We start from the raw sequence: 10,488 nt of genomic DNA on the forward strand, positions 1-10,488 counted from the left end.
CACCGCGCCGACGGCGCTGCCGCCCGCGGACAGCAGGGCGCTCTCCCGGTCGACCCGCGCGGCCACGCCCACGGCGTCCACGATGAGTCCGGCCGACTCCAGGTCGGCGCCGACGAGCAGATGGGCGCCCCAGGCCGGGGGCTCGCCGCCGCGGTGCACGCCGACGCCGCAGTCGGCGGCTCCCAGGGCCCGGCGGTTGCCGGAGAGCAGCAGCACCACGGCGCCGTCGGCCTGAAGGGACCGTACGGAGGCCACGAGGCGGTGGCCGGCGGGCACCACCGCGTCGGCGAAGGTGAAGCCGGTGGGGTGGGGCCGGTCGGTGGCCAGGACGATGCGGGATCCCGCCCGGCGGGCGGCGGCGGCCACGGCCTCTGCGCCCGGCACGGTCTGCGGGGCGAGGCCCACCACCGCCTGGAGCGTGGTTCCGCGGGCCAGTCCGAGCACCCGCTCGCTGCCCCTGCGGCGGAGCCGCGCGGCGGTCTGCTGCCCGGTGCGGCCCGTCAGCTCCAGCCGGTCCAGGGAGCCGAGCACCCATCCGTTGTCGTGGCGGGTCTCCAGGGGTTCATCGGGGTCGAAGAGGTCGAAGAGCCGCTCGGCGGTCGGCTCGGGGTCGGCGCCGCCGAGGAGTTCCAGGTCGATGGGCTCGTAGCGGTCACCGCGCAGCGCCGCCTCGTCCAGCACCACGGTGTCGACCTGGCCCAGCCGCCGCAGACTGCTGCGGTCCATGGCCAGGACGCCGCGCAGGGCGAGGAACTGGCCGAGGCTGGTGGCGAACCCCTCCCGGCCGGCCCCCGGCGCCTTGGGCACGGACGAGAACGCGACCGCGAATCCGCGACGCGGACCGGCGAACGGGGCCGCGAGGACCCCGGCGGCGGCCCCGGCGGCCATGGAGCGCTCCGCGAAGCGCTCCACGGTGTCCTTGGGGGGCTCGCCGGGCCGCTCGACCACGATCGGCTCGGCCACCACGTCCTGGGGGCCGTGCACGAGCTGTGGCTCCATCGCCGCCCAGGCCCGGCCCTCCGCCTCCGCCTCCCGCCACAGGGCCGCCCGCTGGACGAGGTCGAGCGCGAGCCCGCCTCCCCGGGTGGCCAGGCCCTGGGTCAGCGCGGTCAGCACCGGCAGTGCGGCCTCGGTGGGCTGTCCGCGGGTGATGGCCAGGGCCAGCCGCCGCAGCCGGGGGTGGTTCTGGATGATGGACAGGGTCGCGGCCGCCTCGGTCGGCAGTTTGAGCCACGGGGTCAGACGCAGGGCGGTGGCCACGCTCAGCCCCACGACGTCCGCCGCCACGACGGCCAGCGACTGGGCCTCCTTGGCGCCGCCGGAGGGATGGCGCGGTTCCGGGGCCCACTCGTCGAACTCCTCGGTGGGCGCGACGGGCTCCTGGCCCTCCGCGCGCTCGATCCGTGCGACCAGGTCCTGCTCGGACGGGGGCGGCTTGCCCACGGCCACCACGACCCGCTCGGAGGGTGCGTTGACGCGTGCCCACCGCACCCGCGGATGCTCCTCGATGGCCCGTTCCACCCGGCGGGCCACCTGCTCGCCCCCGATCCCGTGCACCCCGCGGACCTCGATGTAGTACCGCCCCGGATAGGACCAGATCCCGCGCTGGGAGGGCCGGACCAGCCGCCCGACGGCTCCGGCGGCATCCCGCACACCCGCGGCCATACCGGCCTTGATGGGCGCGAGGAGCTGCATGGGTGGCAGGGGCAGCAGCCTCAGCGGCGCCAGGGGCAGATGCAGCGGTGACAGCGGTGACATCGAGGGAACCTCCGCTCCCCGGGCGGCCTGCCCGGTTCATCCCTATTACCCTTAAATAGGAAGAAGATTCAATCCGTCATCACCGTGTGGACGTGAGACCAGTGACCACTCCCGCTACTTCACGCAAGCGCAGCTCCTCGACCGCCGCGAAGAAGACGGCACCGGGGCGCGGCGGCAAGTCGACGAAGTCCCAGGCCGCGGCAGCCACGTCGGCCACGTCGAAGTCTTCGCAGCCGAAGAAGGCCACGAAGACCACCAGGCCATCGAAGACCACGCAGCGACAGCGGACGGCGAAGGCCGCCAAGGGCACCATGGAGACGTCGCGCAGCAACGGCAGGCGCAGCCTGACCCTCACGGTGCCCACGTTCGACACCATGGGCCACGCGACGAAGGACACCCTCGGCACCGTGGGCCACGCCACCATCGGCACCCTCGGCACCGTCGGTCAGGCCACCAGAGGCACCCTCGACACCGTGGGCAACGCCACGAAGGAGACCTTCGACACGGTCGGCCACGCCACCACCCGTGCGACCGGGGGCGCGGCGAGGGTGGCGATGAAGCCGGTCGAGATGGCCCGCCGGGTGCTGCCCGCCAAGGGCGGACTCCCGCTGTACGTGGGGCTCGGCGCGCTGGGCGCCGCGGAGGTCATCGAATGGCCGGTGGCCGTCGGCATCGGGGTAGGTTATGCGGTGCTGCGCAAGGGCGGCATCATGGCCCCGCCGGCCGAGAAGGGCACCGAAGGCCGCACCGCGGGCCGCTCGAAGAGCAGTCGCTCCGGAAGCCGTGCCAAGACGCGCAAGTCGGCCAAGGCCGCGGCGTAGCGCTCCCACCAGCGGCTGCCGCCTCCCGCCGGTTCCGTCAGCAAAGCGGGCACAAAGCGGGCACAACTCTGTTGGAAACGGGCACCCCACAGTCACTGTAGCGTTGGTATACACCAGGAAGCGGATCTAACACCCGTCACTGAATTCCCCCTGGGGTACGGCGCATTGCGTGACCCGCTGTGCGCCGACCCTCCGTCACCTGGGGGTTCACCCGAGACGGACTGACCACTCCGTCACGAACCGACTGAAAGCGGTGACTCCTCTTGGCCCTCCCCCACAGCGCTCAGAGTGCCCCTCGAGTGCCCGGACAGGCAGTGCCCGCCGCCGCCCCGCGGCACGCCACCGGAATGGCCACACTCGCCCCCGACCTCCATGTGGTGGCCGGGGACGAGGACTTCTGCCGACATTTCGGCGCATCCTCTGCTGAGTTGTGCGGCCGCAGCGTATTCGACCTGTTGCACCCCAGCACCTCGTCCGTCCTGCGGGAGCACTTCTCGCGGCTGCACGACGGACGGCGCACCCGTTTCACCGAGCGTTTCCTCGGCTGCCACTCACGCGGGCAGGTGTTCTCGGGCAAGCTGACCGGTACGGCCATCCAGGGCCGGTCCGACCGGCTCTCCGCCATCGTCGTCATGGTCAAGCCGGATGACGAACGACCCGAGGAGGCACCCGTCCCCACCAGCCAGAAGCTGCTCTCGCCACTGGAGGCCCGGATACTCGAGGGAGTGGCCACCGGCGCGTCGACCGTGCAGATGGCCGCCAAGCTCTATCTGAGCAGACAGGGCGTCGAATACCACGTGGGATCGATGCTGCGGAAGATGAAGGCACCCAACCGGGCCGCCTTGGTCTCGCGCGCCTACGCGGCGGGCATGCTGACCGTGGGCACCTGGCCGGCCCGGGTGCGTCCGGAATTCGTCAAATGAGGCCGGTCATGTGACACCACGTCACTCCGAACGGGCCCGGGGCGGCATGCCCCGGGCCCGCCGCCTTCGGCCACCCCGCCCCTACCGGCCGGTACTTCACGGGTCCGGCGTGAGACGCGTCCGCCACTCAGTAGTCTGTGACGGCCATGCGTTCACTCCCCCACGCGTCGCGCACCGCGCGACAACTCCCTCGCCCCCGGCCGCCACGCGGCCTTCTGCGCGCCGTGGTGGCCGCGTGTGCCATCGTGACCGCCGCGGGGTGCGCGGCCCAGTCCGGGGTGCGGGACGACGGCACGGCACCCTCGCTGTCGGCACCGGTCAGCGCGGTTCCGCTGTGGCCCCAGTACACTCCCCCGGCCACGTCGTCGCCCCGTCAGAAGCCGGACTTCGACCGCTATCTGCCGCTGGGCAGACTCCGGCTGCCCTCGGGCGGACTGAACGCCGTCTCCGCGCAGGACCTGCTGCTCCACGACCCCAATGTGCCGGCGCTGGTGCAAAAGGAGATCTCCGTATGCCCGGGCAGTGGCGACTGCCCGCTGCGGGACGCCGTCCACCGCGATCTGACCGGCGACGGCAAGGACGAACAGGTGGTGGCGGTCGATCTGCCGAGACTCGATCGGACGCTGCTTCAGGTCTACACGGCCTCGGGCCGCACGGTCCGCCTCGTGCTGATCTACTGGGGCCCGCCGGGGCTCACCGGCGAAGCCTTCGGCCGCGATCTGCTGATCAGCGCGACCGGCGAGGACGGCCGGGTCACCACGCGCTTCCGCTGGAACGGCCGGGTCATGGCCGCCGTGACCCCTGAGGGCGACGCGGGGCCCCGGGCGAAAGAGCCCGGAGCCGACCCGGCTGTCGGCCCGGAACCAACGCCGGCCGGCAGCCTCACGCCGGTCCCGGGCCCCCGTACGGAGACGCCGGTCCCGGGCCCCCGTACGGAGACGAGGACGACGCGATGACCACCGGCTTCCTCCCGCCCGGCCCCGCCCCGGGCACCGGCTCCCCGACCGAGGCGCATCTGCTGCTCGTCGAGGACGACGAGGTGATCCGCAATACGGTGCGGATGGCCCTGGAGCGTTACGGCTTCACGGTGTTCACCGCGGGCGACGGCCTGACCGGGCTGGAGATCTTCCGTGAGAAGCAGCCCGATCTGCTCCTCCTGGATGTGATGCTGCCCGAGCTGGACGGCATCGGACTGTGCCGCAGGGTCCGCGAGTTCAGCCTGGCGCCGATCCTGATGATGTCCGCGCGCGGGGACGCCCTCGACGTCGTCTCCGGTCTCGAAGCGGGTGCCGACGACTATGTGATCAAGCCGTGCGAGAGCGCGGTCCTGGTGGCCCGCATCCGCTCGCTGCTGCGCCGCGCCTCCTTCACCCCCGCGGCCCGTGCCCCGCACGCCGAGACGCGGAACGGGGCCGCGGAGCCGGACGGCGCGGCCGGGCCGGACACCCTCGTCTTCGGCGATCTGACCATCGACACCCTCGGCATGGAGGTGTGCCGCGCGGGAGAGCCGCTCGCCCTGACCCCCACCGAGCTGCGGATGCTGCTGGAGTTCGCCGGCTCACCCGGTGTGGTGCTGGAGCGCCGCACGCTGCTCAACCGGGTCTGGGACCACGCGTGGCAGGGCGACACCCGGGTGGTCGACCTCCATGTGCAGCGGCTGCGGGCGAAGATAGGCGCCGAACGGATCGAGACGGTCCGCGGCTTCGGATACAAGCTACGGCGCTGAGATGACACTGAGATGGCGGATCGTGGCCCTGGTGGCGGCGGCGACCTGTGCCGCCGCGGCCGCGGTGGGGGTGCTGGTGCACCATGCCTCGCGCGACCGCGAACTGTCCCAGGCGCGGGAAGGGGCGCGGACCACGCTCGATCGCGCCGCGCTCAACTACGCCCGCACCGGCGGCATCCAGGGCTCCGGTGCGGTGATGGACGCACCCGGGCTGCCCCAGGGTCTGCGGCGGCTGGTGAAGAAGGGGCATCAGGGCACCGAGTTCGCCACCGGCCCGGACGGGCCCGCGATGTGGGCGGCCCGGCCGGCCGAAGGCCGGGTCCTGTCCGTACGCATCGATATGAGCACCGCGATGCGCAACATCGGCGCGCTGGACACCAACATCATCCTGGCCGGGCTGATGACCACCGCCGTGGTGCTCCCCCTGGGTGCGCTGACCGCCGAGCGGATGAGCCGGCGGCTGCGGCTCGCGGCGGCCACCGCGCGGCGGATCGCGGCCGGGGACCTGGACGCCCGGATCTCCGCCGCCACCCGCCCGCACGACGAGATCGCCGAGATCTCCGGGGCCGTGGACTCGATGGCCGCCGCGTTGCAGGAGCGGCTGCTCGACGAGCAGCGGTTCACCGCCGATGTGGCGCATGAGCTGCGCACTCCGCTGATGGGCCTGGTCACCGCCGCCGAGCTGCTCCCGCCGGGGGAGGAGGCGGCCGGGTATGTGCGCGACCGGGTGCGGGTGTTGAGCACACTGGTCGAGGATCTGCTGGAGATCTCCCGGCTGGACGCGGGGGCCGAGGAGGCCGATCTCTCGCCCTGTCCCCTGGGGCCCGTGCTCGACGATGCCATCGCCGGCACCGGGCTGTCGGCCTGCCTGCGCACCGGCGGCGCGGCGGACGGTGAGCCGCGGGACCCCGCGGACGGCCCGAAGGTGTGGACGGACCCCCGCCGGCTGACCCGCATCGTCACCAATCTCGTGGTCAACGCCCATCGCCACGGCCGCGAACCGGTCGAGGTGACGGTGACGGCCGACGGCCGGACCGTGACCGTCCGCGACCATGGAACCGGCTATCCGGACGATCTGCTCGAGAAGGGTCCGCAGCGGTTCCGCACCGGGGTCCGGGAGCGGGGCCGGGGCCACGGTCTCGGGCTGACCATCGCGGCGGGACAGGCTCAGGTCCTCGGCGCCACGCTCACGTTCGGCAACGCACCGGACGGCGGCGCGGTCGCCACGCTGCACCTGCCCGAGCGGCCCGAGCCCGGACCGATACACGGCTGATACATCATCGAGCGGAAGTCGAGAAGCGGCCGAGGCCCGGCCGAGATCACTCGTAGCCGTTCCGAAGATCTTCGGTGAGGAGGATGGCGCCGACCCCCGCGAATCCTCGCGGCCGGGATCGATGGAGGAGCAATCGGCATGGCAGGTCCCCTCACGGCACTACGCGAACGGTTCACCCCGGACTCGGAGCAGGCGCCGCGGGACACCAGACCCCCGGGCCGGCGGCGCGGTGCGAAGAGACACGGAAAGCCGAAGCGGACCGGCATCCGGCGGTTCTTCACCTGGCGGAAGCTGATCGCCTATGTGGCCTTTCTGTGCGCCCTGCTGATCGGGGCGTTCACCGTGCTCTACTACTCGATCGACGTTCCCAGGGCCAACGCCCAGGCGAAGGCGCAGAGCAACGTCTACAAGTACAGCGACGGCACGATCCTCGCCCGCACCGGCGAGATCAACCGCGAGATGGTCACCCTTGACCGGATACCCACGGGCGTGCAGCACGCCTTCGTCGCGGCGGAGAACAAGTCCTTCTACAAGGACCGGGGCGTGGACCCGATGGGCATTCTGCGGGGTCTGGTCAACACCGTGGCCGGCAAGGGCACCCAGGGCGGCTCGACCATCACCCAGCAGTACGTCAAGAACTACTACCTGAGCCAGGAACAGACCGCCAGCCGCAAGATCAAGGAGCTGGTGATCTCCCTCAAGGTCGACCAGCGCAACTCCAAGGAGGACATCCTCGCGGGGTATCTGAACACCAGCTACTTCGGCCGGGTGGCCTACGGCATCCAGGCCGCCGCCCGCGCGTACTACGACAAGGACGTCGACGACCTCACGGTGGAGCAAGGCGCGTATCTGGCGGCGCTGGTGCAGGCCCCCAGCCAGTACGACTGGGCCATCGCGAGCCCCAAGGCGAAGCGTCTGGTCACCCGGCGCTGGAACTATGTGCTGGACAACATGGTCGACATGCACTGGCTGGACCCCGCGCAGCGCAAGCACATGCGCTTCCCCGTGCCGGTCGCCCCCAAGCCCGCCCCCGGTCTCGACGGCCAGGCCGGCTATCTCGTGGACGCGGCCCGCAATGAGCTGATCGCCTCGGGCGTCAGCGAACAGGAACTCGCGGCGGGCGGCTGGACCATCACCCTCAACGTCGATCCGGCCAAACAACGGGCGCTGGAGAAGACGATGCGCCAGGGCCTCGACGGCACCGCCAAGGGGAAGGCCCGGGCGCACGGTTCCACCGAGAAGAAGCAGACCCGTGCGGACGCCGCCGCCACCCAGGGCGGCGCGGTCTCGCTGGACCCGAAGAACGGGCGGATCCTCGCGCTCTACGGCGGCCGGGACTACACCCGGCACTATCTGTCCAACGCGACCCGCGGCGACTATCAGGTGGGCGCCGCCTTCCAGCCGGTCACCGACGCCGCCGCCATGGACGCCAAGGTACGCAACGGGCCCGACGCCGGCGGACTGCCGGAGGTCAAGCGCACCGCCCGGGCCCTCGGCATGGACACCGACGGCGGCTTCGGCACCAGGCAGTCGGTCGAGCTGGGGCTGATGGGCTCGAGCCCGCTGAAGATGGCCGGTGTCTACGCCTCGTTCGCCCACCAGGGCAAGCGGATCGCCCCGGGCATCGTGAAGTCCGCACGGCGCGGCGACGAGACGGCCGGGCTGCCGAAGGCCGTGGGCAATCAGGCGATCGCCCCCGCGGCGGCCGAACTGGTCGCCCGGAATCTCATCATGGACGGCAGTAAGGACGCGGTACGCACCGTCAGGCGGCCCTCGGCGGGCCAGGGCGGGGTCTCCGACGACAAGCGGGCGGCCTGGTACGTCGGTTACACCCCGGACCTGGTCACCGCGGTCGCCCTGTTCGGCGAGGACGCCGAGAAGCGCAAGCAGATCCCGCTCAGGAACCCCAGTGCGCAGCGGGTCGCCGACATGTGGAGCGACTACACCGAGCAGGCGCTGCACAATGTGCCCCCGGCCTGGTTCGACTCCGGCTCCGAGGGCGGAGCGATTCCCAACCCGGCCCAGATCGGGCCTACCGGACGGTGAGGGCGGCGGCGAAGCCGCCGGCGAGGGCCGCGGCCCCGAGGAGGCAGACCAGGAGGAGCCGGCGGCTCAGCGTGCGGTAGACCTCCTGGTACTCCGCCCGCAGCTCCTCACAGCGCCGCACCACCTTGCGCAGGGTCTGCTCGGTGACGGCGAGCTGGTCCTGGAGGTAGAGCCGCTCGACCTCCGCCCGCTGGGCGGAGGTCAGCCAGTCGAGCCGGGCGGTGAGGCGGCGGGCCCGCTCCCGGGCCGCGTCCCGCTCCGTCTGGAGCAGCAGATAGCCCTCGATCTGATTGATTCCGGCGGCGATACCGGCGGGCTCGGCGGCTCTGGCCATACTCACGCCACACTCTCCTTCTGGCCGACATCGGGATGGTGCAGATCGAACGCGGGGGATTCGGAACGGATCTTCGGCAGGCTGACGAAGTTATGGCGCGGCGGCGGGCAGGAGGTCGCCCATTCCAGGGAACGGCCATATCCCCAGGGGTCGTCGGTGACGACCTTCTCACCGTACTTGGCAGTCTTCCAGACGTTGTAGAGGAACGGCAGGAACGACAGGCCGAGGACGAAGGAGCTGATGGTCGAGATGGTGTTCAGCGTGGTGATGCCGTCGGCCGCCAGATAGTCGGGAACTCTGCGCTGCATTCCCTCGGCGCCCAGCCAGTGCTGCACCAGGAACGTGCCGTGGAAGCCGAGGAAGAGGGTCCAGAAGGTGATCTTTCCCAGCCGTTCGTCGAGCATCTTGCCGGTGAACTTGGGCCACCAGAAGTGGAATCCGGCGAACATCGCGAAGACCACGGTGCCGAAGATGACGTAGTGGAAGTGGGCGACCACGAAGTAGGTTTCCGAGACATGGAAGTCAATCGGCGGCGAGGCCAGGAGCACGCCGGTCAGACCGCCGAAGACGAAGGTGATGAGAAATCCGGTCGCCCAGAGCATCGGGGTCTCGAAGCTCAGCGAACCCCTCCACATCGTGCCGATCCAGTTGAAGAACTTGATACCGGTCGGCACCGCGATCAGGAACGTCATGAACGAGAAGAACGGCAGCAGTACTCCGCCGGTGACATACATGTGGTGCGCCCAGACCGTGACCGAGAGGCCCGCGATGGAAATCGTCGCCGCGATGAGCGAGAGATAGCCGAACATCGGCTTCCGGGAGAACACCGGAATGACCTCGGAGATGATGCCGAAGAACGGCAGCGCGATGATGTAGACCTCCGGATGGCCGAAGAACCAGAAGAGATGCTGCCAGAGCAGCGCCCCGCCATTGGTCGCGTCGAAGACATGCGCCCCGAATTTACGGTCCGCCTCCAGGGCGAACAGCGCCGCCGCGAGCACCGGAAAGGCCAGCAGCACCAGTACACCGGTCAGCAGCACATTCCAGGTGAAGATGGGCATCCGGAACATCGTCATGCCCGGGGCGCGCATGCAGATGATCGTGGTGATGAAGTTGACCGAGCCGAGGATGGTGCCGAAGCCGGAGAGCGCAAGACCCATGATCCACATGTCCGCGCCCACACCGGGTGAGCGGACCGCGTCCGACAGCGGGGCGTAGGCGAACCAGCCGAAGTCGGCCGCGCCCTGCGGGGTCAGGAACCCGCCCACCGCGATCAGCGAGCCGAAGAGATACAGCCAGTACGCCAGCATGTTCAGCCGCGGGAACGCCACATCGGGCGCACCGATCTGAAGCGGCATGATCCAGTTGGCGAAGCCCGCGAACAGCGGGGTGGCGAACATCAGCAGCATGATCGTGCCATGCATGGTGAACGCCTGGTTGAACTGCTCGTTCGACATGATCTGCGTGCCCGGACGGGCCAGCTCGGCGCGCATGAGGAGCGCCATCAGGCCGCCGATGCAGAAGAACGCGAACGACGTGACGAGGTAGAGCGTGCCGATCGTCTTGTGGTCGGTGGTGGTCAGCCACTTGACGACGACATTGCCCGG

General features: G+C 70.7%; 9 protein-coding genes and 1 pseudogene. 6 read left to right on the forward strand and 4 right to left on the reverse strand.

Going from position 1 to position 10,488, the window contains the following annotated elements; genetic code table 11:
- Together KN815_RS33470 and KN815_RS33475 are read right to left on the reverse strand one after the other, a co-directional pair.
- A pseudogene (locus KN815_RS33470) lies at positions 1-1,758 on the reverse strand (haloacid dehalogenase); the annotation flags it as partial.
- A 79-nt stretch (positions 1,759-1,837) separates the two neighbouring features.
- Complete coding sequence (locus KN815_RS33475) at positions 1,838-2,155, reverse strand: hypothetical protein (RefSeq protein WP_216345606.1); 318 nt, start codon at positions 2,153-2,155, stop codon at positions 1,838-1,840.
- On the opposite strand from KN815_RS33475, the gene KN815_RS33480 reads away from it, so the two are divergent.
- The 6 genes from KN815_RS33480 (at position 2,133) to KN815_RS33505 (ending at position 8,547) form a co-directional block, all read left to right on the forward strand.
- Positions 2,133-2,579 carry a hypothetical protein gene (locus KN815_RS33480; protein ID WP_216345607.1) on the forward strand — a complete coding sequence of 149 codons (447 nt, stop codon included), beginning with the start codon at positions 2,133-2,135 and terminating at the stop codon, positions 2,577-2,579. The genes KN815_RS33475 and KN815_RS33480 overlap by 23 nt on opposite strands.
- 347 nt (positions 2,580-2,926) lie before the next feature.
- Entirely contained in the window at positions 2,927-3,502 is a 576-nt protein-coding gene (locus KN815_RS33485; RefSeq protein ID WP_216345614.1) for a helix-turn-helix transcriptional regulator, read from the forward strand.
- A 146-nt stretch (positions 3,503-3,648) separates the two neighbouring features.
- Positions 3,649-4,458, forward strand: coding sequence for a hypothetical protein (locus KN815_RS33490; RefSeq protein WP_216345608.1), 810 nt, complete (start codon positions 3,649-3,651; stop codon positions 4,456-4,458).
- Positions 4,455-5,228 carry a two-component system response regulator CseB gene (gene cseB, locus KN815_RS33495; RefSeq protein WP_216345609.1) on the forward strand — a complete coding sequence of 258 codons (774 nt, stop codon included), beginning with the start codon at positions 4,455-4,457 and terminating at the stop codon, positions 5,226-5,228. The genes KN815_RS33490 and cseB overlap by 4 nt, the downstream gene beginning before the upstream one ends.
- Position 5,229: 1 nt before the next feature.
- Positions 5,230-6,501: a sensor histidine kinase gene (locus KN815_RS33500; RefSeq protein ID WP_216345610.1), complete on the forward strand. Its 1,272-nt coding sequence runs from the start codon at positions 5,230-5,232 to the stop codon at positions 6,499-6,501.
- Positions 6,502-6,639: 138 nt separating this feature from the next.
- Complete coding sequence (locus KN815_RS33505) at positions 6,640-8,547, forward strand: transglycosylase domain-containing protein (RefSeq protein WP_216345611.1); 1,908 nt, start codon at positions 6,640-6,642, stop codon at positions 8,545-8,547.
- Here the strand turns inward: KN815_RS33505 and KN815_RS33510 are convergent.
- Together KN815_RS33510 and ctaD are read right to left on the reverse strand one after the other, a co-directional pair.
- Positions 8,534-8,881, reverse strand: coding sequence for a hypothetical protein (locus KN815_RS33510; RefSeq protein WP_253209398.1), 348 nt, complete (start codon positions 8,879-8,881; stop codon positions 8,534-8,536). The genes KN815_RS33505 and KN815_RS33510 overlap by 14 nt on opposite strands.
- Before the next feature lie 2 nt (positions 8,882-8,883).
- Positions 8,884-10,488, reverse strand: a 1,605-nt coding sequence (gene ctaD, locus KN815_RS33515) for an aa3-type cytochrome oxidase subunit I (protein WP_216345613.1), incomplete at its 5' end; no start/stop codon positions are given.

Source organism: Streptomyces niphimycinicus (genome assembly GCF_018883605.1).
Taxonomy (GTDB): Bacteria; Actinomycetota; Actinomycetes; order Streptomycetales; family Streptomycetaceae; genus Streptomyces; species Streptomyces niphimycinicus.

Coding starts and splice junctions, on each gene's coding strand:
- KN815_RS33500 (WP_216345610.1), top strand. CDS start 5,230: ATGACACTGAGATGGCGGATCGTGGCCCTGGTGGCGGCGGCGACCTGT.
- KN815_RS33485 (WP_216345614.1), top strand. CDS start 2,927: ATGGCCACACTCGCCCCCGACCTCCATGTGGTGGCCGGGGACGAGGAC.
- KN815_RS33510 (WP_253209398.1), bottom strand. CDS start 8,881: ATGGCCAGAGCCGCCGAGCCCGCCGGTATCGCCGCCGGAATCAATCAG.
- KN815_RS33480 (WP_216345607.1), top strand. CDS start 2,133: ATGGGCCACGCGACGAAGGACACCCTCGGCACCGTGGGCCACGCCACC.
- KN815_RS33490 (WP_216345608.1), top strand. CDS start 3,649: ATGCGTTCACTCCCCCACGCGTCGCGCACCGCGCGACAACTCCCTCGC.
- cseB (WP_216345609.1), top strand. CDS start 4,455: ATGACCACCGGCTTCCTCCCGCCCGGCCCCGCCCCGGGCACCGGCTCC.
- KN815_RS33505 (WP_216345611.1), top strand. CDS start 6,640: ATGGCAGGTCCCCTCACGGCACTACGCGAACGGTTCACCCCGGACTCG.